This window comes from Microseira sp. BLCC-F43 (genome assembly GCF_041929235.1).
Lineage (GTDB): Bacteria > Cyanobacteriota > Cyanobacteriia > Cyanobacteriales > Aerosakkonemataceae > Microseira.
This window is the reverse complement of record NZ_JBHFNP010000226.1, coordinates 1-23419: the sequence shown is the minus strand read 5'-3', so window position 1 is coordinate 23419 and position 23419 is coordinate 1. Positions and strand designations below refer to the sequence as shown.

The window sequence follows — 23419 nt, the reverse complement described above, 5'->3', positions numbered from 1 at the left end:
AATTATAACATTTTTTTATCTTAAATATTAAATTTGCCATCGGCAATTATTGCTAAATCTGCAATCTTAAATCTGCAATCTGCAATTGCCTATTCTCCATTACCAGGCTCGTCACTTAAAGAGTCTGGAGTTTTTGGGGTTTTGTCGGGCAAGATGGGAGCGTTTTGATCGACTTGGGCGACTTTTTGGGATTCGGCTTCGCCAGCTGCGTTAAACTCGGCTTCGCGATCGCTGTGCCACAGATCCAACACATCTTTAATCAACACTTCTGTGAGCCAAACTTTAAGGACGACTGTGAGAGGCAGCGCCAAAATCAGCCCCAAGAATCCAAAAAACGTAGCGAAAAATACTTGGGACATTAACGTGATCGCTGGTAACAACGATACCTGTTGCGCCATCACGTAAGGTGTCAAAAAGTTACTTTCAAACTGCTGAATCACGAAATACAGAATTAACACGGCAACCGATTTCCACCAAACCCCATCTAACAGGGCGATCATCATCGGTAACACGACGCTCAAAGTGGGGCCAATATTGGGAATCAAGTTGAGCAATCCTGCTAGAATTCCTTGAGCCAGCGCTAGCCTTACCCGTAAAATCGACAACCCAATCAGCGACAGCATCGCCACCACGCTCATGCTAATCAGCGCGCCGATAATCCACCTACCAAGTGCTACCTCGCATTCATCTAAAATTCCTTCTACCCGCCGCCGATAAAAAGAGGGAAACAGTCTGACAAATACTTTGCGGTAAGGTCTGGGCTGAGCTAACATCATCAGCGTCAAAACCAGCACCAGCAGAAAGCTCAAAAGCCCTCCTAGCGTGTTCGAGACAAACGCACCCGCACCGCCCAATAGCTGACTGAGGAACGGCTGCAATTGTTGCTGGAGTTGTTGGCTAAGGGTATTTTCCCCACCAGGTTTCTGGGGCACCAGATAGGGAGCCAACTGGCTGGGAATGTTTGATTGTACCTGCTTTATCCAAGGATTCAACTGATCGATCGCTTTGGGCAACAATTCTGCCAGTTGTCGAAACTCGGAGGCAAACGGCGGTACGATCAGCCAGAAGAAGCCGATCAGGACGGTGAGTAAAATCCCAACCGAAAGCGTTACAGACCATCCGCGCGCCAACCCTGATTGTTGCAGGCGTCTTGCCAGTCGGTTTAAGGCGGTTGCCAAAACGACTGCGGCAAATACCAGCAACAGCACTTCCCGGATTTGCCACAAAATATACAAACATATCCCTAGGACTAATAGGCCGATGAGTTGACCCAGATTCACGGTACTGACTCCCTGTTTGGCTAACTAGAGGGGAGATGCCCATTATAGCCAGGAGCGGGGTCTATCTTAGCTTTACAGTTTTGCTAGAACCGCAGGCAACTAGGAAAAGTAAGAAAACTATGAGATTATAACGCCAAGATAACTTTAATCACCATCACGTTAGTCATCTTTTGTCGCTCTGCCAGTTTACTCCTGAGTGGTTGCTAATTTGCACGTGGTAGCTGGAAATCAAGCTAATCTTGATTCAAGGCTGAAAACCAATGATGGCAAATCGATAAACTGCGAACGGAGAAGCATCTTTTGACTTATTATTCAGATTAGTCAGATCGAGCTAGGGGATTGTTGAATGCAAGCACCACACAGAATGATTGTGAAAACTGTGAATTCCACCACTTTTCAGATCATAATTATGGTAGCGATTGTGATGTCGGGGGTTTTGGTTGGTATAGAAACCTATCCCGAATTCGCAGCCAAACACACTCCGCTACTGAAAATTATTGATAGCATTATCATCTGGATTTTTATCGGCGAATTTTTGTTGAAAATTACAGCGGAATATCCCCGGTGGTGGCGCTACTTTTTTGATGGTTGGAATATATTTGATTTCTTGATTATTGTGGCGTTCTTTTTGCCAGTTGATGTTGACTACATCCTAGTCATGCGGATGGTTAGAATTCTGCGCCTGCTCAAATTGTTACGCGCTGTACCGCGATTGCAGATTCTGGTATCGGCGCTGCTGAAAAGTCTCCCTTCAATTGGTTACGTTTGTTTATTGCTAATGCTGCTGTTCTATATGTATGGAGTAGTGGCAACGTTCATATTTGCCAAAAACGATCCGATTCATTTTGGTACTTTGCCTCGTTCAATGCTGTCTTTGTTTCAAGTTGCCACGCTAGAAGGTTGGTCAGATATTATGTACACCCAAATTTACGGGTGCGATCGGTATGGATATGGTGGCATGGAAGAATTGTGTAAGAATCCTTCTGCTCAACCCTTAAGTCCTTTATTCTTTGTCAGTTTTGTGATGTTGGGAGCAATGATTGTTATCAATTTATTGGTTGGTGTCATGATCGCAAGCTTGGAAGAAGCACATCAGGAACAACTGCAAGAAAAGGATGAAGTAATCACCCATCAAATTGAAGAAAACGAAAAAACCCTGGAAAAGAAGCTGGAACAAATTCAAAACCAGTTGTATCAGATGCAAACAAGTCTAGAGAAAATTAGTCATAATAATGGACACAAGGAAGCTGAGAATAGGTAGAAAGATCAACTACCGCGCCCTACTGGGTTGAGGAAAACAGGACTGATATCGTGTCCGTCTGAATACCCATAGTTAGGACGCTCCGCGGAGAGGGGGAGACGGGGAGACGCGGAGAGATTTAATTAAGGGCTATTTGCCGGACATCATATGACGCAAGAAGAGAAAAGAAACCCGGTTTCTTTTCTCTTCTTTGATTTTGCCAGCGACAACCCGCAAATTTAAATTGAGTTCGCGCGCTTTTATGTTTCATCCTCGGCTAAAGTAATCAGCGCATCATTCACCGTCAGATTTAGCTGCTTATCCAAACTCGGTACTAAGTCAATGCCAAAGTTGTTGTTTTTATCCTGCGCCAGAGCGTTAATTTTTACTCCGATGCACAATTCATCGCGGTTTTGTGCAGCAAGTACGCAATCAGCAAACGTTAGCTTGCCAATCTTTTCCGGTGGGAAGTAAAGCCAGATTGGCTTGATATAAAGTTCGCTCCCTGCCGACGAAAACAGATCGTCATAGATTGACATTACATCAGGTTCTTGGGAAACCTGGGCTAAAATTTTCGACACAAATTGATTGGTGAGGAGAAAGTCTTTCACACCAGCTTTGATCGCCAAATCCGTCTCTTGCGAGTCAATTATCTCTGCAATCAATTCGGTGCTGACTTCGTTTCCTGTTGTAGCAGTATAGTCTTTGAAAATTTGCCGCATTTCCAACAAAATGGTGAGGGTTTTAGCATCAATTTCCTCGGCTTTTTCTCCGATACCTGCCAAAATTGAGATGCTGTCAAATTCATAGGGTTTCAGAGTCACCAGGAGATCGACTGAGGCCAAATTTACTTCTAGAGCCTCCATTTTGATATGTGGATATGCTTTGGCAATCTTGTCAAATTTAGCTTTCACCTCATCAGTTAAATTCTCTACCGCTAGGTTAACCTGCGAACCTTCGACTATGTATTTGGCATATTCTCTGAGGATAATTGGGGCTTTACTGTTCCAGCCGATAATCAGGTACTTTTCTGTTTGTCGCTCTAAGGTTTTTCGGTAGTCAGTATAGCCTTTAATTTTAGCCTGCACTGCAGGTCTAGGATCAAATTTTATGGTTGAGTCATCTTCTGCTAGGATAATAATTTCATCATCGTCAGCCAGCTTGTAATCTCTGGGTGGTTTTATTGTCAAGGTGCCATCTGGCTGACGCACGCCTAGTGGCATCCCATTAGAGAAATGAAATGGCAATTCGCCGAAAGTTAGATTGTACCAGCCTAACTTATTTCTATAGAAATAAAATTCATTGCCTTCAAAACCCACCATGTTTAAATAGACTGTCGCCAGTCCTACACTGCGGGATGTCTGAACTAAAATCCGAGCCAAAATATCGGCCTCATTTAGAGTGGTGACGGCTCCTGGAGCAATATTTTCTGCCAGTTTGCGATATTGAGCCGAGTATAACTCTACGACAATTGGTGGCAAGGATTCTTCTTCATTCGCTGCCACAACTGCCAAGATTGCCTTGACGACTCGCGCATCGGATAAAGCTTTTAATTCATCGCTATCTGAGGCTTTGGCATCATTCAAAACTATTACGGATTTTGCTACTTTTACTCCCACCATGTTGAGGTCGCTTAAATTAGCGATCGATCCGGTGCGCGTCACTACTCTAGTTGTTTTCATTTCTCCTAGATTATTCCGGAGAAAATCATCCATCTCCTCCTTATCTTTTGGCGACATAATTACAACTGCTGCGTCTGATTCTGATGCATTACCCACTACTAACTCTTGAATAATATCTGTAATTCTCTCGCTGAATCCCAAAATTAAGGTATGGTTCTTTTCTACTACCAGGCTTTTCCCCCGCCGCAGCAATTTAAGTCTTTCTTCAAATTCTTGGGTAATGAAAGCAACTAAGCTGGAAAACAAAACTAAGCCGATAAATATTGTGATTACAGCAATAAACTTTGTCGCCACATTGACATTGTCTCCCGCGTCTCTTAGCCCGATCAGCTGGACGAAGACTTCCCAGGACAAATCCGTCGGTTCTTGATTTTGATTGGGAAAAATCCACTCGGAAATGTACCGAACAATTGTCATGACGATAAAAGCGCCAAAGAACAATGACAATAATGCCAGAAAGACGGAAAATCCCCCTTTCGACATAAAATTGTCGAACTTGTAGCGCAGGCGCTTTTTCCAATATGCGACGTGATGTCGAGAATATTTCTTACTGTTGCTGCTCAAGCTTTTGTACCACCCTCTACTAGAAATTGCTAATATTCAAATTTTATAACGTTTTCCGGAGGTTAAGGATAATTCTACCTAATTCTGGGCGGTTGAAGAGAAAAAGGCGCAGCATCAGCAGTTCGCTTGCTGTTTGCCCCCAAGAATACCATCGAGACAGCATCTTAGCAGGTCATACCAGGGGTAAGAAAGTAGGGACGGGTAAAACCTGCTCTGGATCGGAGACTGGATGTATTAGCTGCGATTATGAACCAACCAAACTTGGTATCAGTTTTGCTGTGGTTGCTTTTGCGATCGCCACCACAGCGCGAGGGCTAAAATCAACGTAGGCAGAAAAACGAGCATCAGGGCGTTGATTGGCGTTGCGCCTACTGCCAAATTCGGCCCGCCATACTTAATTAATACCGATAATGCCGCTGAAATGACCAGTACCTTCAGAATGAATCCAGTTTGATTGTCCATTGGTAATTGGTAATTGGTAATTGATTAAGCGGAAAGATTAGTTGAGTGTAGATCTAAAGGTGTCGTCTTCCAATCTCTTACGTTGGGAGGGACGGCGATCGATTGTTCAGCGTAGCCCCGTATGGCGTCGCATAGTGCATCCAAAGGCAAGTCATTCGCATCGCGACCAAAGGGATTTTCGATTTCCAGACCGATGTCTTCAATTCCCAGTAATGTAAAACTAACTAACCCCACAACTGGCGCGGTTGACCATCCTAAATCTTTGACCATTTGAAAGGGTAATAACAGACAATAAATCAATAGTAATTGTTTCAAGTGAATCCCATACGCTAGGGGCATCGGTGTGTTGCGAATGCGTTCGCAAGCTGTTGTAGCAGCCACCATATCATTAAGCAACTGTTGCATAGCATTTAACTGATAGCTATTGAGGCAATTGCGTTCGTACTGCTTCTCCATGTAATTCGCAATCTTGAAGGCAATTTCTAGGGGGGATTGGTTATAGTTTTGAGTCTGTCGTACTGTGGGGGTGACACCAAGTCTTTTAATTCGTCGATCGCCTCTGACCTTAAATGCAATTTACTGGCAAGCGCCAACCCAACTAACAACCGCAGCGCGGCAATCTTTTCTTCTCTGTCTTTTGGTTCGCGTTCATCAACAGATACCCAAATCTGCCGAATTAAGTTGCGAATGCTGATGATAAAGTTCCCCAAGCTTTGCGGCATTCCCAAAATCGCTCGTCAGCCGTATTCGTCCGAAAAACCAATAACAAACCCAAGAAGATGCTGGGAATTACACTCCCCAAAATAGGTATGGATGCCGCCAATCCAAACTGGTGTAAAATTGCAATCAATCCGCCAAATAAGGCGAAAAATAATGTCTGAGGCCAAATAGAAGGAATCACTGACCCTTTCAATTGCAGAGTCATTTGAAACCACTGATTTTTTGACTTATGCATCCTGTTTCAACCTGTTAATCTTTGCTCATACTAAGTTGCGTTCCAAGACATTACACTACTCAGGGCGTGGGGACGTTCCAAAAAGTATACGTTGTCTCAAACCAACTTGGTATCGGGCGTTGAAAGTCTATCAAAAAAATAATAACTCAAGTTGCTAGTTATAAGCTTTGGCGGCAAATCAACCCGGTTTCTCTGAAAAATCGTGGGTTTGACACCGAGAAATTAACTCTGAAACCGGGTTGATGACTGGGGTAATAGGTAATTGGTAATTGGTGGTGGAATCGTGACAATTACCAATTACCTATTACCCATTACCAGCGTCGTTCGATGTAACTAGCAACTTACGTTAATACTGTATTGGTCGGTGCGGTATAGTAGAATACTGAGATTGTACCAGAGCGATCGCCGATCTAAAACGGCAGAAACCCGGTTTTTTCAAAAAACCGGGTTTCTCATCTCCCAAGCTAGTTGCTGGCGCCAGATTCGAGTTGTTTGATTTTTAAGCGCACATCCAAGTCATCGCTACCGATTATGGTTTCTAAATTAGCAAGGCGTTGTTCTATCTGCTGTAACTGAATCGGCGGTAGCGATCTCGGGGATTTTTTATCTCCTACCCAAACGACTGCCGTACCCGCAGCTGCCCCCGCCACCACTCCTAGAGGTATAATTGGGCCGCTATTTGTAACAGCTGTCAGCGGAATGCAAATCCCCAACATTCCCACCGCACAACCCCAGATCCTCGTGGTAACTTTAAGTCGGATATCTTTTTCGTTTTCTAATTGTTCTGCCATCGCTGCCTCCTCGTCGCTAAAACGGATGGCTTTCAACCATTGGATATAGTCCTCCAGATCTATTTTGACAGTTCAACATCGAACTAGGCTTCACACTACGGGGTGAGGTTTATAGGACAGGACTTACGCGCGCAGATCCAAGCAACCAGGTTTCTGGGTGAGAAACCCGGTTTCTTTGGGTAGTCCTGTCGGAGTTATCGGCGCAGATCCAAGCAACCGGGTTTCTGGGTGAGAAACCCGGTTTCTTTGGGTAGTTCTGTCGGAGTTATCGGCGCAGATCCAAGCAACCGGGTTTCTGGGTGAGAAACCCGGTTTCTTTGGGTAGTTCTGTCGGAGTTATCGGCGAAGATCCAAGCAACCGGGTTTCTGTGGGTGGTTCTGTCGGAGTTATCCGCGAAGATCCAAGAAACCGGGTTTCTGGGTGAGAGGCGAAGATGCAAGCAACCGGGTTTCTTTGGGTAGTCCTGTCGGAGTTATCGGCGAAGATCCAAGAAACCAGGTTTCTGGGTGAGAAACCCGGTTTCTTTGGGTAGTTCTGTCGGAGTTATCGGCGAAGATCCAAGAAACCAGGTTTCTGGGTGAGAAACCCGGTTTCTTTGGTTAGTCCTGGTTTAGTTGCGATGCCAGCGCGTACCTTGCGGGGTATCAATTAATGTCGGAGTTATCGGCGAAGATCCAAGAAACCCGGTTTCTGGGTGAGAAACCCGGTTTCTTTGGGTAGTTCTGTCGGAGTTATCGGCGAAGATCCAAGAAACCAGGTTTCTGGGTGAGAAACCCGGTTTCTTTGGGTAGTTCTGTCGGAGTTATCGGCGAAGATCCAAGAAACCCGGTTTCTGGGTGAGAAACCCGGTTTCTTTGGTTAGTCCTGTCGGAGTTATCGGCGCAGATCCAAGCAACTGGGTTTCTGGGTGAGAAACCCGGTTTCTTTGGGTAGTTCTGGTTTAGTTGCGATGCCAGCGCGTACCTTGCGGGGTATCAATTAACGCGATACCTTGAGCTTGTAGTTCGTTCCGGATCCGATCGCTTTCTGCAAAGTTCTTCGCTTTTCTCGCATCTTGCCGTTGTTGAATCAACGCTTCAATTTCCCCATCGCTTAAACCACCAGTTTCCTCAATTGTTTCCGCTAATGGTTCAACTTCCAATCCCAAAACAGCGGCGAGACTAACCAGTGTACCCCACTGTTGTTCTAGTTCCTGTGGCGGTGTTTCCGTCTTCCCTTGGTGTACCAGAATATTAGCTTCGCGACGCAGTTCTTTCGCTAACTCGAACAAAACTGCCAAACCACCAGGGGTATTAATATCATCATCCATTGCCTCTTGGAAACGCTCCTCGTAAGCATTTTGGATTGCCGATTCCCCCTTTTCCTCTCCCCGCGTCCCCGCCTCCTCGCGTCCCCGCGTCTCTTCTACTCTCCAGCCCAGTTTCTTACCATATTCATAGCCAAACAGCAAGCCTTCTTTGAGGGTTTCCCAGCTGTTTTTGGCGCTGGCGATCGCATCTGGCGTAAAATCAATTGGTTTGCGGTAATGGGCTTGCAGCACAAACAACCGCAACGCCATCGGTGCTAGTCCGTTGGGTGCATCGAGAAATTGACGAATTGTGGTGAAATTGCCGACAGATTTCGCCATTTTCTCGCCATCGACGTTGATAAAGCCGTTGTGCATCCAATAACGGGCTAAAGGTTTACCAGTCACCGCTTCTGATTGGGCGATTTCATTTTCGTGGTGCGGAAACTGCAAATCTTCACCGCCGCAGTGGATGTCTATGGTATCACCCAAGCGATCGCGCACCATCGCCGAACATTCGATGTGCCACCCCGGACGACCTTTACCCCAAGGCGACTCCCACGCCGGTTCCCCTGGTTTCGCCGCTTTCCACAAGGCAAAATCAAACGGGTCTTGTTTCTTTGCCGCCTCAGTATCTTGTGTATCAACTCTACCGCTTGCTCCTGCCTGCAAATCGTCTAAACGCTTGCCAGACAGTTTGCCATACTCAGGAAATTGCCGCACCGTGTAATAAACATCACCTGCCGATGGGTAAGCATAACCTTTGTGTTCCAACTCGTGAATCAGTCGCTTAATGCCATCTAGCGAGTGAGTGGCGCGGGGATATTCATCGGCTCTCATGACATTTAGCCGATCCATATCGGTAAAATATTCTGCGATAAAACGTTCCGCGACTGCTTCCATGGTCGAACCAGTTTCCCTGGCGCGGTTGAGAATTTTATCATCAATATCGGTAAAATTTTGTACGTAGCGGACATTGTATCCCCGCCACAGCAAATACCGGCGCACCGTATCCCAGACAATATAAGCGCGAGCGTGACCCAAATGGCAATAGTCATACACCGTCACGCCGCAGCAGTACATTTTTACCTTGCCCGGTTCGAGGGTTGCAAAAGGTTCTTTGCGACGAGTGAGGGTATTGTAGAGCGTGAGGGTCATTCTGAGAAGTTAAAAAATAGAGTGCTTCTGTTTAATTATCGTACATTTGTGCTGGGTCTATCATAGCGAGCGCTTGCTTGTCTCTCTAACGGAAGCTTCTAAAACCAAGCTATTAAGCTAAATTAGAAAGATCGACCTCGATACTCATTATCTGACCTTGTTGGACAATTAGGCTATGCAAAACGTTGTTACTTCCGACTCATCCCAGACAATGGATGCCCCAAAGCCCGGTATGCCGGTGACAATTATTACCGGCTTTCTCGGTAGCGGCAAGACGACTCTGCTCAACCATATCCTGAAGAATCAGGAAGGTTTGAGAACTGCTGTTTTGGTGAATGAGTTCGGCGAAGTTGGAATCGACAACGAACTGATCGTAACGACCGGCGATGATATGGTGGAGCTAAGTAACGGTTGTATTTGCTGCACCATTAATAACGATCTGGTGAATGCAGTCTACAAAGTTTTAGAACGCCAAGATAAAGTAGACTATCTGGTAGTAGAGACGACGGGAATTGCCGATCCGCTGCCGGTAGCCCTAACATTTTTGGGAACCGAACTGCGAGATATGACTCGCTTGGATTCGATTATCACTGTAGTAGATGCGGAGAATTTCAGCCTAGATTTATTTAATTCTCAAGCAGCTTACAGTCAGATCGCTTACGGCGATGTGATTTTGCTCAATAAAGCCGATTTGGTGGACGAAGCGGATCTCGATAGATTGGAAATCCGGATTCGCGATATCAAACAAGGAGCGAGAATTTTAAGAACTACGCGATCGCAAGTTCCACTGCCTTTAATTCTCAGCGTCGGTTTATTCGAGTCGGATCGGTATTTCGACACCGAAGAACACGAACACCACGACCACGACCACGACCACGACCACGCGCATGACCACGCAAACGACCATTCAGAGTGGGACCACGACCATGGTAAATGCGTCCACGACCACGACCACGACCACGATCATCACCACGATCATCACCACCATCACCATCATTCCGATCACTTGGAAAATGATGGATTTACCTCGATATCTTTCCAAAGCGACAAACCGCTTTCGATCAAAAAGTTTCAGTATTTCTTAGATAATCAACTACCAGAAAATGTCTTTAGGGCAAAAGGCATTATGTGGTTTGATGAAAGTCCCAAGCGCCATATTTTCCACTTGTGCGGCAAGCGGTTTAGCCTGGAAGATGAAGAATGGCAAGGTCAGCCGAAAAACCAAGTGGTACTGATCGGGCAGAATTTAGACCACGAGAAGTTGAGATCGCAGCTAGAAAACTGCATCTGTCTGCCTTCTACGAGTCGCGGTAAAGGCTTTGGCAAATAATTGTAGATTTAAGATTGCAGCCATAAGCGGATTGCAGCCATAAAAGGTACAATGTTCGTTTGTGTAGCGGCTGCCATTTTTGCTGCCGCTACACAAACAAAGCGATTTCGCTTTCCCTCACTCGAAAAGCAATCTGGTGTAAGATTGCAGATTAAATCTTAAATCGGCAATCGGCAATCTTAAATCTGAAATTCCCATGCGCGTAATTGTTCAAAGAGTCAAATCTTCTCAAGTTACGGTTAACGGTAACATTGTGGGCAAAATTGGGCGAGGACTGAATTTACTTGTCGGTATTGCTAACACCGATACCGAAGCAGAACTTGACTGGATGGCGCGCAAGTGTTTGGAATTGCGCTTATTTCCAGCAGATGAAAATAATGGCAGTCGCTGGGAAAAATCGGTGCAAGAAATTGGCGGCGAACTGTTAGTTATCAGTCAATTTACCCTCTATGGAGACTGTCGCAAAGGTCGCCGTCCCTCTTTTGATAACTCAGCCGCACCAGAAGCGGCAAAAAACTTGTACGATCGCTTTGTAGATCGGTTGCGCCAAACCGGATTAAAAGTCCAAACCGGCGAATTTGGCGCGATGATGCAAGTCTCGATTGAAAATGATGGCCCGGTTACCCTACTATTGGAGCGAGATGCATTTTAACTGGGGATGAGATTGTTTGCATAAACTGTAGGGGCAGGACGTAGAATAATTGTCGTTTAGACAGGACTTTCGCAAAGAAACCCAGTTTCTCCGAAAAATCGTTGGTTTGCCAGAGATTAACTCTTCACCTTTGTTTCTTTTCTTGTCTTGCATAAGTCCCGTTAGATTCAAAGACTGTCTCATGTTCCCTAGATGCAATAACCCTGGCAAAGATTGTTAGCGCGTCCGTTGGGTTTCCTTGCCTCAACCCAACCTACAATCATCTTGGAGGAAGCATTATGCAGCATCTCGATCAAGGTAAACTCAGATGGTTTCGCCACCAAATTAAAACTTGGGCGAAGCAACATTTGCGAAATTTCCCTTGGCGAAATACCACAGATCCTTACGCAATTTTTGTGGCAGAATTAATGCTGCAAAAGACTAATGCAGCTTTAGTCGCGCCGATTTACCAGGCGTTTATGCAAAAATATCCGACTCTGGATGCTTTAGCTGCTGCACCTTTTGAAGAAATTAGCAGCATTTTGCAGCCTTTGGGACAAAGCTTGCGCGTCGAACGGTTGCGCCGCTCAATCCGGATGATTCAATCAAAATATGGCGGAAATATCCCCAAAACCGAAGCGCAGTTGCTGGAATTACCCGGAGTTGGAAATTATACCGCCCGCGCTATCTGTACCAACGCTTTTGGACAGCCCAAAGCCGTTCTCGATACCAACGTGGCGCGGATTTTAGAGCGATTTTTTGGATTTTCTACGAGCGATCGCGTAAAAGCCCGCTCTAAGCCCCTACAACAAGCCGCAGACCAAGTAGCCCCCGATACCAACGTTGCCACCTGGAACTTAGCCTTGTTAGACTTTGGCGCCGCAGTTTGCACTGCCAGAACCAACCGCTGTACTGAGTGTCCTTTGCAACAAAAGTGCCAGAAAGCAGCATTTGATGAGAAGATAATATGATAAACGTTTACAAAATTTAACGGTTCCGGTCTCATGGCTCAAATCCAGTTTTCCAGAGGTATCGATGAAGACGCAATTCCCGATGTGCGCCTAACCCGCGCCAAGGATGGTAGCACCGGCACAGCTACGTTTTATTTTGAGAAACCCAAAGCGCTTAGCAGTACCAGTACCGACGAAATCACTGGGATGTACCTAATTGATGAAGAAGGCGAATTGCTGACGCGGGAAGTAAAAGCCAAATTTATCAACGGTCAACCTGAAGCATTAGAAGCACTTTACATCATGCGATCGCCCGCAGAATGGGATCGCTTTATGCGGTTTATGGAACGCTACGCCGAAGAAAATGGTTTAGGGTTCAGCAAGTCTAAATAGGTAATGGGTAATGGGTAATTGGTAATTGGTAATATTGGATGCCAGGATGCAAGGATTTTGGATTAAATTTTAATTGTAAATATGAAATCCTTTTCACAAATTACCCATTCCCAATTAGCTATTACCAATTAGCCATTACCAATTACCAATTACTAATTCACTGCTATGACACCCCAACCTCACCCCGATTCGACTCAAATAACCGTAAATTGCGCTGTTATTACCGTCAGCGATACGCGCACTCTGGAAACAGATAAAAGCGGTCAGATAATTAAGCAATTGCTCGTAGATGCCGGTCATGAAGTAAGAGATTATACAATTGTCAAAGATGAACCGGAACAAATTCGGGCGCAGATGGAAATATGGGGAAAACGTCCCGATTTGGATGCTTTAATTTTTAATGGGGGAACGGGGATTGCACCGCGAGATACGACTTATGATGCGATCGCATCGCTGCTAGAAAAAACTTTACCCGGTTTTGGGGAATTGTTCCGCTACATGAGTTACCAAGAAATTGGTTCGAGAGCGATCGCATCGAGAGCGATCGCGGGCGTCTATCAAGGTAAACTGGTATTCTCCCTCCCCGGTTCGAGCAACGCCGTCAAACTAGCCGTCTCTCAGTTAATTTTGCCAGAATTAGTCCATCTAGTCACGCAGTTAAAAACGGGTAATGGGTAATCGGAAATTAGGCTACCAACCTAAGACGGGACAGTTCGATACAGGGACAAGGGGGACAAGGGGGACAAGGAGGACAAGGAAGAAAATTATTCTCAGAGAGCTTGTCCCGCCTTAGACTGGTAGCCGGAAATTAAAGAAGCCAGATTCTTGCAATTAGCAATTAGCAATTAGCAATTAGCAATTAGCAATTATGAAACCTCGTCGCCAGAAATTTTTGAGATCGGGTATTCTTGGTTTCTGCCTGATAATTGGAATTTGGCTGCTTAATCTCACACTGACTTTGCAAGCAGCATCAAAAAAGCCAGTCGATGCCTTATTCGTACTGGGAGGCAGCATCACCAGAGAAATTCACGTTGCCGAGTTAGCTAAAGAATATCCTAAAATACCGATTTTGATTTCCAAAGGTTCGCAAGATCCTTGTATTTTACTCATTTTTCAAAGAGCGAAAACGTCCCTAGAAAATGTTTGGGTGGAAAAGTGTGCCAATTCCACATTTGGCAATTTCTATTACAGTCTGCCGATTTTGGAAAAGTGGCAAGCTCATAAAGTAATATTAATCACTTCACCCAGCCATTTACCCCGCGCTAAATGGATGGCTCAAATCATTTTAGGTGCGAAGGGAATTTGGGTAGAGCCAGATATCGTCAAAGAAAAGGGAATTCCTGGGAATCGGGAAAACTCTTTCGTCACTGCGTTTGATGTCACTCGCAGTTTGTTATGGGCAGTTATCGGTCAATTTTACTCGCCCCAGTGTGCCGAGGTAAGGCCGCTGTCTGAACTAAATTTGGTAGAATGGAAGGCAAAAGGGTTTAAGTGCGAGCGCCAAGGGAATCTTGGGTATTAAAGCAAAAGTTCCGAGGATCGGTAGGTGTTGGAGGATATGGGTAAAATTTTTGGGCTGGAACCTTTAGCCTACAAGCCTTTGAGGTCAATAGCAGCGAAAAACGAGCCTCGGAATGGCTAAAACCCTGACTGTGATTGGATTGGAGACTAGGTGAAAATTAATGGGGTTGACAGAGCGATCGCTGAAATGGTACTTTTAGGATCGCTCCTCGCAGTTGCACCTCGAAAACTAAATACAGTAAGCGTTTCAGCATCAAGCTGTTGCAACATACTTAAATCCCTATTAGGGATTGAAACGGAAAAAGCAAGTCTAGAAAAATCGCAGCAAGCGGGTTGCAACATACTTAAATCCCTATTAGGGATTGAAACCACTTCTTAGAGCAGCAAGTAGAGTACAAAAAAAAGTTGCAACATACTTAAATCCCTATTAGGGATTGAAACAGGCGATCTGGACATCAACTAGATGGCAAAATTGTGTTGCAACATACTTAAATCCCTATTAGGGATTGAAACGCAGAACGCAGAGATGCGAAACCATCTTGAACAAGTTGCAACATACTTAAATCCCTATTAGGGATTGAAACGCTCCTCCAATCCGGGATGTGTTAATGGGCTTAGCGTTGCAACATACTTAAATCCCTATTAGGGATTGAAACCATTGTTGATTAAGTCTGCACGCTCCAGTCTCTGGTTGCAACATACTTAAATCCCTATTAGGGATTGAAACTTTGCCCAAGAGGATTAGTCCAACACACAAAAAAGAGGTGTTGCAACATACTTAAATCCCTATTAGGGATTGAAACTATATCCTTAACCCGCCAGGGAATAAATTCCCTGGCTAACAGCTAAAATCCTCTAAAGAGGATTGCAGAATTTACGTAAATCACCTTTGTTTATCTGAAAAATATTCTACTTGGAACTAGAGATATGCCTCCCTTCCGCACTCGCGTTCGCAGTAAGAAACTTTGGTGATAGATTCGCAGTGGATAAATTTTTGATTAGATACTTACAGAATTTAGGCAAATCACCTTTGTTTCTCTGACAAATAGTTGATTTGGTTGCGAGAGATATACAAAGAAACAAAGGTGATGGCATCGTCCTGGGTAAGACATGACTTAGTAATCATGATTATAGTCGATTTTAATCGACTTGAGCTATTAGCTCGGAAATTGATTTCCGGGTGGGTTAGTGGGAAGGTGCAAGATTTAAAGCTAACCTAAATACCTACAAAAGATTGAAACTAGATCAGAGATTGAAACGCAGATTGAATAGTTGCCACAGAAACTTCAGAGAAAAATTGACGGCGGAATTGTTATTCGCGGATAGCGGCTAAAAACAGGGGAATCCCATCCGCAACACCATCTTCGATATTAGAATAACCCTCAATCCGGATACCGCCATCGGCGTTAGAAATTTGGCAACCCAAATGACTTAAAGTTCGCAACCCCACAAGTAATATCATGTCCGGTTAAACACCCATAGTTAGGAATGAAGCCCAGACAGGGTGACACGGTGACGGGTCGAGATTTTTATTAAGGGTAATTAGGCGGACATCATATAAGGTAGCATTACCAATACCCAATTTTTCAGGACTTACGCAAGGGCGTTCCTATCACCAAAGTTTCTTGCCGCGAACGCGAGTGCGTAAGGGAGACATATCTCTAGTTCTCTTGCGACGATTTTTCATAGTGCCATAAAAGTTGGGCGGCATAATTTCCGGATAAGTCCGGTGCCTGCTGTCTAACAGCTTCAATCAACCATTCTGGCGGTTTAATGGTTGCAGGACATACGCACCCTGCGCCAAAAACAAAGGTGATGCGTCAATCTCGCGAGTCTACACCCACGATTTTTCGGATCGCCCTTTGTTTTTTTGCGTAAGTCCTAGGTTGGAGAAAGTATCCACTGGGATTGTTGATTCAACATATGATGTTTGCTGTTAAACACCCCCCTTGACAAGGGGGGCAGGGGGGGATCTATCAGGAAATTGGCGGTATATTCGAGTTTTCAGATGCGGTATCGGTGCCGATGACTTTAGTAGCAGCTTCGCTGACAATTTCTTGGGGTTTATTGGCTGAGGGACGACGACGCGATCGCTTATAAGCCGCCCTTTCAGCTTTCTCCCTTTCGTAAGCAATTAGTCTACCATAATACTCGTGCTTGCTCAAATTCATCGACAAGAAAATATGCTGGCGAGTATTGCCAAATCCCTTGCGAGTAAAAAACTTTACCGCTGGAGTATTCGCCGGATCGGTATCAGCCATCATGAAACGCACCCCATCTTCAATCATGCGTTCTACTAGCTTATCTACCAATTTATCACCAACTCCTCGACGCTGAAAGTTAGGATTGACACCTAACCACATAATATAGCCATAAGTCCAGTTTCCTTTGGTGATAACGGTTCCCAAAATAAATCCTGCCAGTTGATTGTCTATTTCGGCAACCAGACAATATTCCGGATCTGTATTATAAAGTCCAATTACCTCCCACTCATCCCAAGTGCGATAGATATAAGGATACAAATCGCTGGTAAATACATCTTCTCCCAAGTGATAGACATGGGCAAGGTCATCAATATCCATTTCACGGACGTCGATATATACGTTTGTGGGGACATCCCCGTCATTAGTATCGTTCGTCATCACAATTAAACAAATACTTCCTTTCTTAGGATATCTGGTTTTTGGAGGAGGTTGTTACGCAAACACCAAAGTTTCTCTGAAAAATCGTTGATCAAGGAAACTATAAATCTACTCATAAACCCGGTTTCTCGCCCGCCAATCACCTTTGTTTATCTGAAAAATTCTGGATTGGAAAACTAGAAATCTACTCATAAACCCGGTTTCTGGCATCTCTTGTATTTGATGCGATCGCACTCTCAACACTACGCACAGTCGCAGCAAAAAGCGCCTAAAATAAAAAGCAATAGACTATAGCGGAAGTCGAGACAATGACAACAGTAGTGTTAAATTTGGAAAGTGTAGGTTTGACCGACGAACAGTTTTACCATCTGTGTCAGGTAAACCGAGATTGGCAATTTGAACGTACAGCTAAAGGAGAACTAATTATTATGTCACCCGTAGGAGGAGTCAGCGGCAATCGAGAAGCCGATTTAATTAGCTTAGTCTGGTTGTGGAATAATCAAACACAACTGGGAAGAGTATTTAGTTCTTCGACAATTTTTCGCTTACCAAATGGCGGAGATCGCTCTCCCGATGTTGCTTGGGTTAGCTTAGAAAAATGGGAAGCTTTAACCGAGCAACAAAAAGAAGAATTTCCCCCAATTTCTCCCGATTTTGTCATTGAATTGCGCTCTCGCACAGACGCACTGAAACCGCTTCAAGAAAAGATGCAAGAATATCTTAATAGTGGGTTGCGCTTGGGTTGGTTAATTAACCCACAAGCGCAACAGGTGGAAATTTATCGCCCGGATCGCCAGGTAGAAATTCTACAGTTTCCGGTTAGTTTATCGGGAGAAGATGTATTACCTGGATTTGTTTTAAATTTACCGCTGGGCTGAATCAAATTATGTGCGACGGGCATCTCGCTTTTGCAGTTTGTGGAGGTAACATGGTATGCGATCTTTTTTCTCTAGCCCAGGACTTACGCACGACGAACCCATCACCTTTGTTTCTTGCTACGATATCTAATTCCAAAGCGACGATTTTTCAGAGAAACTTTGGTGTTTGTGTAAGTCCTGTAGCGATTAACTCCTAGCTAACAAAACTATTATCTTCATCGCTCAAAGATTCATGTTTCTCTCCACAAACATGACTATATTGCTAGACATAGACGAAGTAGTTGCTGCTCAGACTCAGACTTGTATTCCCTTGAACAATGGCGATTAATTCGTCGTTCTGACTATAGCCTGCAATCCCATCATTGTCGAGAACTATTCTGGTATCCAGACCAGATCTAGCCAGGCTATAGTTTGTTGCAGATCCTTTTAGCTGCATTTTATCTTCGATGCCGTTGAAGTCAACAATTAAAGCATAGTCGTCATTACCAGGATTTGCCGACTTGCCATCATCATAGTAAAAATTTTTGCTATCACCCAGAATGAATTGATCTGCGCCCAAACCTCCAATCAGAGTATCAATTTCTCCGCGCCCCGGAGTACCGAAACTCATAATCTCAACCAGGGAATTTTTCTTGATGATGTTAGCATCAGCACCAACTACAATGTCGTTACCAGCAGCACCACCTACAAGATCGCTGCCAGATCCACCCGTAAGAAAGTCATCGCCATCGCCGCCATCTAGATTATCGTTTCCGGAACCGCCATTGACTATATCAAAGTCGGAACCACCGCTGAGAAAGTCGTTTCCTGAACCGCCATTGAGAATGTCATTTCCAGCGCCACCTTCTACAACGTCGTTTCCTGAACCGCCATTGAGAATGTCATTTCCAGCGCCACCATTTACAGTATCGTTTCCCGTACCGCTATTAACAATGTCATTTCCAGCGCCACCATTTACAGTATCGTTTCCTGAACCGCTATTAAGAATGTCATTGCCGTCAAAGCCATTAATAATGTCATTTCCGGAGCCACTATTGATAATATCGTCGCTATTGCTGCCGTTGAGAGTGTTGTTACCGCTAGTGCGATTGAGGATTAGTCCGCTCATATTAACACCCACATTAACTCGCTAAAACTTATTAAACAGCAACCCAACCTAGCTATGTTGCCAATTTGGCAGCTTTGTTGAATTGCTCATAATAATAAAACCTCACCGCGTCGTTGTGTAGGGAACATTATTGCCCTTGATATGAAACAGACTCCCACAAGCAAGTCGTTCCTGCTGTTTTGGAGTTGTAGGCGAACCAAGTTGATCGATAAACCTGTGTTGATATTTGCGGGGACAGGTGGCGAGTAGGTTTAAGTGTCCTTGAGATCGTCTCAGATTTTGTCAGTTGTGCAGGACTTACGCCAGGGCGTTGACATCACCTTTGTTTCGACCTATATCTCTAGTTTACAAATCAACAATTTTTCCGAGAAACAAAGGTGATTTTGTCAAAAATTATCCAGTATCACATTTTTATCCTTCATCCTTCCCATCACTAATCACCAATTACCAATTACCAATTACCAATTACCAATTACCAATTTAGACTTTAGTCAAAACAAACACACTACCCTCATTCCCCCGCCCGATTCGCAAGTCTTCATCCAGATAGGTGATATCCAGCCAACCTCGTTGCTCGCGACTGTCGATGGTAAAATCGAGGGCGGTAAATTTTTTACCAGATTCGATCTGCTCGATAAAATTACTAGGGGATTGATAATCGATTAAGCGTTGCAAACCGGAGAGCGAGCGCTTAAATATAACCTTGACCCGGCGTTCTGAAACTGCCTCGAACTCGGCAGCAACGCTCACAAGTCCTTCTAAATAGGGCAGTCCGTAAATTTCGGCAATGTTGTAAACCTGGCGTTCTTTAGTACGGATGCATTGATAAACTTGACCGAGTTTGAATAACGGCAGTTGGTCGATGCCTAAAATACCGCGACTTGTAGTGTAGAGCAATCGCCAGTCACCTTCTAATAAATCCGCAGCTTCAGTAGGACGTGGAGTAGGGTTGCGGTCTTCTAATTGGGCGATAAGAGACAAGATTGCTTGTTTATCAGCAGCTGTTGCCAATAAGCCGCGATTTTTGCCCGAGATCGCTTCCAATAACTCACTTTTGCCAATCATGACCAATCACCTCTTTACAAAAGCGGCCCAATTCCAGGATAATCCTTGCCAGCATGACCTAAAAGTCAACAACCCGTCAGCAAGTCTCTGACTATGCTGAGGGCTTGAAAGATAGCCCACGTTGACCAGCCTAAGTCCTACGCGGACTACGTTAACGGCAAGTGTTCACGTTCACACCTACGGATGCGTGCCAGTCTGTAGCTCTGTAACCGAACGGTTAAACAGGTGCGTTGGGTCAGTGTCAGTGCTGTTCGGAAAGTACCGACCGTTAACATTGGCGAGGCAAACCTTACTCCCTTTTGGGAAGTGTGCAGCTAATAGCTGTTGCCCATATCCGTAAATGTTGAAAACACGAGTCTGTAACTGTCCAGACAAAAGGCAAATGCTCTCGTGTCGAACCTCGTCAGTAAATCCAAGGCGGTAGGGGTTTTCAAACCTCCAAGGAAAGCGACATCCCGCAGAGCTTTCCTCTCCCGCTAAAAATAGCGTTTATAGCAAGAGTCAAGAGCGGGTTTTCATGATGGATAACTCTACTTTATACCTACTGCGATCGCCAACAGTTTTGGTACACTTCTAGTGATAGATAAATATGCGGCGGAAACGATCAGCTGCAACGCTACTTAAAGTATGTACAATCCTTCCTTACGGGAACAACCCCTAGATCAGCCAGCTGCCGTGATTCCCCAGAAACACGAATCATCGATTCTCGACTGGTTAGAATCCACAGGTCGCCTCTTGGCTCGCGATGAAGCTCATCTTGAGGCAGGATATCTCGATGAAGCCGATGAGGAAATCTCAGACCTGATGGGAGGTGACGATGTTGGCTTCGACGACGACGATGACTTCGATGACGATGCGGGGGTGGATGACGACTAATTCCAGCCAGCGTTAATTTTATACCGATGCCGTCATCGGTGACGTGAAAAGTGGTGTGTGGAGTGGAATATTACCGTGGATGCAAAATTATCGCCTGGTAGGTCTTTTAACCTGACAGGAGCCGGATTAGCCCTATTGCTCTGTGTAGCACTCAGTGTAGTCGCTCTGGTTCTCGATTTGATAGCAGGCCGCTCTTTGTGGCAAGATGCTTCCCTCACCTTACCCTTGCTGGTTTCCGCCGTGACAACCGCCTGGTTGGGTTATCGAGTGGTGCCCGTCTTGCGGAGGCTCAAAGCCGAACAAATTATTCGCGAAGATGGCCCCCAATCCCACTTAAAAAAGGGAGGCACTCCCACAATGGGGGGTGTCTTTTTTATCCCAACTGCGGTAGCAATCGCCCTGGTGTGGTCTGCTTTCACCCTCGGCATCACTAACATCGCCCCCGTAGTGGGTGTATCGGTTTTGACGTTAAGTTATGGATTCATCGGCTGGCTAGATGACTGGCAAATCCTACGCCGCAAATCGAACAAAGGAATTTCGCCTCGCACCAAACTGGCATTGCAAATAGGGTTTGGCGCGCTATTTTGTTTGTGGCTGCTAGTTAGCCAACCCCCAACGATCGCAAACATCGACTTACCATTTGGAATCGTTTTACCATTGGGGCTACTGTTTTGGCCTTTAGCTGCATTTGTCCTAGTAGCAGAAAGTAATGCCACCAACCTCACCGACGGCGTCGATGGACTCGCAGGAGGAACCTGCGCCATCGCTCTTTTAGGACTCGGTGCGATCGTCGCTCCCACCAACCCCGGATTAACGATATTCTGCGCTAGCATGAGCGGTGCTTGCTTGGGTTTCCTCGCCCATAACCGCAACCCGGCTAGAGTATTTATGGGCGATACCGGATCTTTAGCACTGGGAGGCGCATTAGCATCCGTCGCCTTAGTCAGCAACAGCCTTTGGAGCTTATTCCTCCTCAGCGGTATCTTCTTTGTAGAAACCTTGTCCGTCATGGCACAGGTGAGTTACTACAAAGCCACCAAACGCCGCAACGGCATCGGTAAGCGACTGTTTAAAATGGCACCGCTCCACCACCATCTCGAACTGAGCGGCTGGTCAGAAATTAAAGTCGTTGCTACCTTTTACGCCATCAACGGACTGCTGGCGCTCCTCAGTTTTGTTCTGCGTTGAAAGCAGCAATTGGTATAAAATAAAACTACAATAACCCATAGTAGGGTCACGGCGTAGAAGAATTTTCATTGACCAGAAACCCGGTTTTTCTAAAAAACCGGGTTTCTTGAAACTAGAATGCCGTGCCCCAAAAGCTGCAAAATTAATTTATATTATGTCCGTTGAATCACCCGTAATAAAACCTGACCACGTTGCCACCCAGATGATGGGGATGTAGGGAACATCCGAGATATCTTGCCAGAACAGATAACCTTACTGGTGCCGTGCCCAATCGCTCAATCGCGGGTAATCGACCGGACATGGTATTGAAACAAGTCACTTAAAACATTAGCAATTATTTACAAACATTAGCATTTATAACTGGGTCCCTGGGGCGATTCTTGGGGGCGGCGGAGAATCTTTGTCAAACTTAAATAAAGTTCTGCCAACGCTGTAACTAAAACCTGTAAAATTATAAGTGTTTTGGTTTACCAGCTTTTAGGTTTTCCATGCAACTGGTTGAAAGACACATTATCAAATCAACCCATCCCCTATTTTCAGAAATAGACGACCTCAGTTTTAAGTCAAAAAATATTTACAATGCAGCGATCTATATCCTGAGAAAAAATTATTTTTACGGCTGGGGATATCTCAATTACAATGCCCTGCAAAAACTGATGCAAGGCCAGCCGCAATACGCGTTGCCAGCTAAAGTAAGTCAGCAAATTTTAATGGTAATCGACAAGAATTGGCAGTCGTTTTGGGCAGCAATATCTGCATATTACCTAGAGCGAGAAAAGTTTTTAGGCCGCCCAAAAATGCCCAAGTATAAAGATAAAAAAGCCGGGAGAAATCTGCTAATTTATACAGGAAAAGCTATCAGCCAAGTCAAACTACGCCAGGGGATTATTAGTCTATCAATGACTAACATAACAGTTAAAACAAAAGTGCCAACGGCTGCTATTCGTCAGGTAAGGATAGTACCACAATGCGATTGCTACATAATTGAGGTAGTTTATGAACAACAAGAGTCCACCCCGTCACCTGTTCAGAGTAATGCCATCGCAGCGATTGATTTAGGAGTGAATAACTAGGCGACGTTAACATCAAATCAGTTGGGATTTGTCCCTCTACTGATTAACGGACGACCGCTCAAGTCGATGAATTATTTTTACAACAAGCATCGCGCAAAAATGCAGTCATTACTCCGGGGTAATCGCCAGACATCTTCGAGGATTAAAAGTCTCACACGCAAGCGCAACCAAAAAGTAGATAATTATTTGCACCATGCTAGTTCCTTGGTGGTGGAAACTTTGGTGGCTCATCGTATAGGTACGCTAGTAATTGGTTTGAATCCTTTGTGGAAACAAGCAGTTTGTCTGGGAAAAGTCAATAATCAACATTTTGTTTCTATTCCCCACAAGCGGTTTGTGGATATGC

General features: G+C 44.9%; 25 protein-coding genes and 1 CRISPR repeat array. Of the genes, 12 read left to right on the top strand and 13 right to left on the bottom strand.

Annotated elements, in window-relative coordinates:
• Nucleotides 1-89 precede the first annotated feature (89 nt).
• Entirely contained in the window at nucleotides 90-1280 is a 1191-nt protein-coding gene (locus ACE1CM_RS30075) for an AI-2E family transporter (RefSeq protein WP_374882525.1), read from the bottom strand.
• 346 nt (nucleotides 1281-1626) lie between these two features.
• Between ACE1CM_RS30075 and ACE1CM_RS30070 the strand changes: the two genes are divergently transcribed.
• Entirely contained in the window at nucleotides 1627-2541 is a 915-nt protein-coding gene (locus ACE1CM_RS30070; protein ID WP_374882524.1) for an ion transporter, read from the top strand.
• Between the two features lie 239 nt (nucleotides 2542-2780).
• On the opposite strand, the gene ACE1CM_RS30065 is transcribed toward ACE1CM_RS30070, so the two are convergent.
• The 7 genes from ACE1CM_RS30065 to cysS all read right to left on the bottom strand — a co-directional run bounded on the left by ACE1CM_RS30065 (nucleotide 2781) and on the right by cysS (nucleotide 9418).
• Nucleotides 2781-4685 carry a hypothetical protein gene (locus tag ACE1CM_RS30065; protein WP_374882523.1) on the bottom strand — a complete coding sequence of 635 codons (1905 nt, stop codon included), beginning with the start codon at nucleotides 4683-4685 and terminating at the stop codon, nucleotides 2781-2783.
• Between the two features lie 348 nt (nucleotides 4686-5033).
• A complete protein-coding gene (locus tag ACE1CM_RS30060; protein ID WP_374882522.1) occupies nucleotides 5034-5228 on the bottom strand; it encodes a hypothetical protein in 195 nt (64 codons plus the stop codon).
• A 24-nt stretch (nucleotides 5229-5252) separates the two neighbouring features.
• Nucleotides 5253-5684 (bottom strand): bestrophin family ion channel, encoded by a 432-nt coding sequence (locus ACE1CM_RS30055; protein ID WP_374882521.1) that lies wholly within the window; start codon nucleotides 5682-5684, stop codon nucleotides 5253-5255.
• Between the two features lie 26 nt (nucleotides 5685-5710).
• A complete protein-coding gene (locus tag ACE1CM_RS30050; protein ID WP_374882520.1) occupies nucleotides 5711-5950 on the bottom strand; it encodes a hypothetical protein in 240 nt (79 codons plus the stop codon).
• Nucleotides 5905-6153, bottom strand: coding sequence for a bestrophin family ion channel (locus tag ACE1CM_RS30045; protein ID WP_374882519.1), 249 nt, complete (start codon nucleotides 6151-6153; stop codon nucleotides 5905-5907). The genes ACE1CM_RS30050 and ACE1CM_RS30045 overlap by 46 nt, the downstream gene beginning before the upstream one ends.
• 494 nt (nucleotides 6154-6647) lie before the next feature.
• A complete protein-coding gene (locus ACE1CM_RS30040) occupies nucleotides 6648-6974 on the bottom strand; it encodes a hypothetical protein (RefSeq protein WP_374882518.1) in 327 nt (108 codons plus the stop codon).
• Between the two features lie 941 nt (nucleotides 6975-7915).
• Nucleotides 7916-9418 carry a cysteine--tRNA ligase gene (cysS, locus tag ACE1CM_RS30035; protein WP_374882517.1) on the bottom strand — a complete coding sequence of 501 codons (1503 nt, stop codon included), beginning with the start codon at nucleotides 9416-9418 and terminating at the stop codon, nucleotides 7916-7918.
• Between the two features lie 175 nt (nucleotides 9419-9593).
• Here cysS and ACE1CM_RS30030 point away from each other — a divergent pair, with 175 nt between their 5' ends.
• The 6 genes from ACE1CM_RS30030 to ACE1CM_RS30005 all read left to right on the top strand — a co-directional run bounded on the left by ACE1CM_RS30030 (nucleotide 9594) and on the right by ACE1CM_RS30005 (nucleotide 14244).
• On the top strand, nucleotides 9594-10748 hold the full coding sequence (locus ACE1CM_RS30030) for a CobW family GTP-binding protein (RefSeq protein WP_374882516.1): 1155 nt from the start codon (nucleotides 9594-9596) through the stop codon (nucleotides 10746-10748).
• Between the two features lie 196 nt (nucleotides 10749-10944).
• Nucleotides 10945-11400, top strand: coding sequence for a D-aminoacyl-tRNA deacylase (gene dtd, locus ACE1CM_RS30025; protein WP_374882515.1), 456 nt, complete (start codon nucleotides 10945-10947; stop codon nucleotides 11398-11400).
• A 278-nt stretch (nucleotides 11401-11678) separates the two neighbouring features.
• Nucleotides 11679-12350, top strand: a complete 672-nt coding sequence (locus ACE1CM_RS30020) for an A/G-specific adenine glycosylase (protein WP_374882514.1) — start codon at nucleotides 11679-11681, stop codon at nucleotides 12348-12350.
• Nucleotides 12351-12383: 33 nt separating this feature from the next.
• Nucleotides 12384-12722: a photosystem II reaction center protein Psb28 gene (gene psb28, locus ACE1CM_RS30015; protein WP_374882513.1), complete on the top strand. Its 339-nt coding sequence runs from the start codon at nucleotides 12384-12386 to the stop codon at nucleotides 12720-12722.
• A 165-nt stretch (nucleotides 12723-12887) separates the two neighbouring features.
• On the top strand, nucleotides 12888-13400 hold the full coding sequence (locus ACE1CM_RS30010) for a molybdenum cofactor biosynthesis protein B (protein ID WP_374882512.1): 513 nt from the start codon (nucleotides 12888-12890) through the stop codon (nucleotides 13398-13400).
• 190 nt (nucleotides 13401-13590) lie between these two features.
• A complete protein-coding gene (locus ACE1CM_RS30005; protein ID WP_374882511.1) occupies nucleotides 13591-14244 on the top strand; it encodes a YdcF family protein in 654 nt (217 codons plus the stop codon).
• A gap of 259 nt (nucleotides 14245-14503) precedes the next feature.
• Nucleotides 14504-15046: a CRISPR direct-repeat array (repeat unit 37 nt; unit sequence GTTGCAACATACTTAAATCCCTATTAGGGATTGAAAC).
• 509 nt (nucleotides 15047-15555) lie between these two features.
• Here ACE1CM_RS30005 and ACE1CM_RS30000 read toward each other — a convergent pair.
• Together ACE1CM_RS30000 and ACE1CM_RS29995 are read right to left on the bottom strand one after the other, a co-directional pair.
• Entirely contained in the window at nucleotides 15556-15705 is a 150-nt protein-coding gene (locus ACE1CM_RS30000; protein ID WP_374882510.1) for a hypothetical protein, read from the bottom strand.
• Between the two features lie 514 nt (nucleotides 15706-16219).
• The gene (locus ACE1CM_RS29995; protein WP_374882509.1) at nucleotides 16220-16885 is read right to left on the bottom strand and encodes a GNAT family N-acetyltransferase; all 666 of its coding nucleotides are present in this window, start codon (nucleotides 16883-16885) and stop codon (nucleotides 16220-16222) included.
• A gap of 308 nt (nucleotides 16886-17193) precedes the next feature.
• Here ACE1CM_RS29995 and ACE1CM_RS29990 point away from each other — a divergent pair, with 308 nt between their 5' ends.
• Nucleotides 17194-17763 carry a Uma2 family endonuclease gene (locus ACE1CM_RS29990; protein ID WP_374882508.1) on the top strand — a complete coding sequence of 190 codons (570 nt, stop codon included), beginning with the start codon at nucleotides 17194-17196 and terminating at the stop codon, nucleotides 17761-17763.
• 262 nt (nucleotides 17764-18025) lie between these two features.
• Here the strand turns inward: ACE1CM_RS29990 and ACE1CM_RS29985 are convergent, their stop codons facing one another.
• The 3 genes from ACE1CM_RS29985 to ACE1CM_RS29975 form a co-directional block, all read right to left on the bottom strand.
• Entirely contained in the window at nucleotides 18026-18871 is an 846-nt protein-coding gene (locus ACE1CM_RS29985) for a calcium-binding protein (RefSeq protein ID WP_374882507.1), read from the bottom strand.
• Nucleotides 18872-18973: 102 nt separating this feature from the next.
• Nucleotides 18974-19147 carry a PD-(D/E)XK nuclease family protein gene (locus ACE1CM_RS29980; protein WP_374882539.1) on the bottom strand — a complete coding sequence of 58 codons (174 nt, stop codon included), beginning with the start codon at nucleotides 19145-19147 and terminating at the stop codon, nucleotides 18974-18976.
• Between the two features lie 204 nt (nucleotides 19148-19351).
• Nucleotides 19352-19936, bottom strand: a complete 585-nt coding sequence (locus ACE1CM_RS29975; protein ID WP_374882506.1) for a PAP/fibrillin family protein — start codon at nucleotides 19934-19936, stop codon at nucleotides 19352-19354.
• A 627-nt stretch (nucleotides 19937-20563) separates the two neighbouring features.
• On the opposite strand from ACE1CM_RS29975, the gene ACE1CM_RS29970 reads away from it, so the two are divergent.
• The 4 genes from ACE1CM_RS29970 to ACE1CM_RS29955 form a co-directional block, all read left to right on the top strand.
• On the top strand, nucleotides 20564-20812 hold the full coding sequence (locus ACE1CM_RS29970) for a DUF3134 domain-containing protein (protein ID WP_374882505.1): 249 nt from the start codon (nucleotides 20564-20566) through the stop codon (nucleotides 20810-20812).
• Between the two features lie 75 nt (nucleotides 20813-20887).
• On the top strand, nucleotides 20888-22000 hold the full coding sequence (mraY, locus tag ACE1CM_RS29965; RefSeq protein ID WP_374882504.1) for a phospho-N-acetylmuramoyl-pentapeptide-transferase: 1113 nt from the start codon (nucleotides 20888-20890) through the stop codon (nucleotides 21998-22000).
• Between the two features lie 488 nt (nucleotides 22001-22488).
• On the top strand, nucleotides 22489-23073 hold the full coding sequence (locus ACE1CM_RS29960) for a hypothetical protein (RefSeq protein WP_374882503.1): 585 nt from the start codon (nucleotides 22489-22491) through the stop codon (nucleotides 23071-23073).
• Between the two features lie 66 nt (nucleotides 23074-23139).
• Nucleotides 23140-23419: transposase (locus tag ACE1CM_RS29955; RefSeq protein WP_374882502.1), on the top strand; the 280-nt coding region annotated here is incomplete at its 3' end.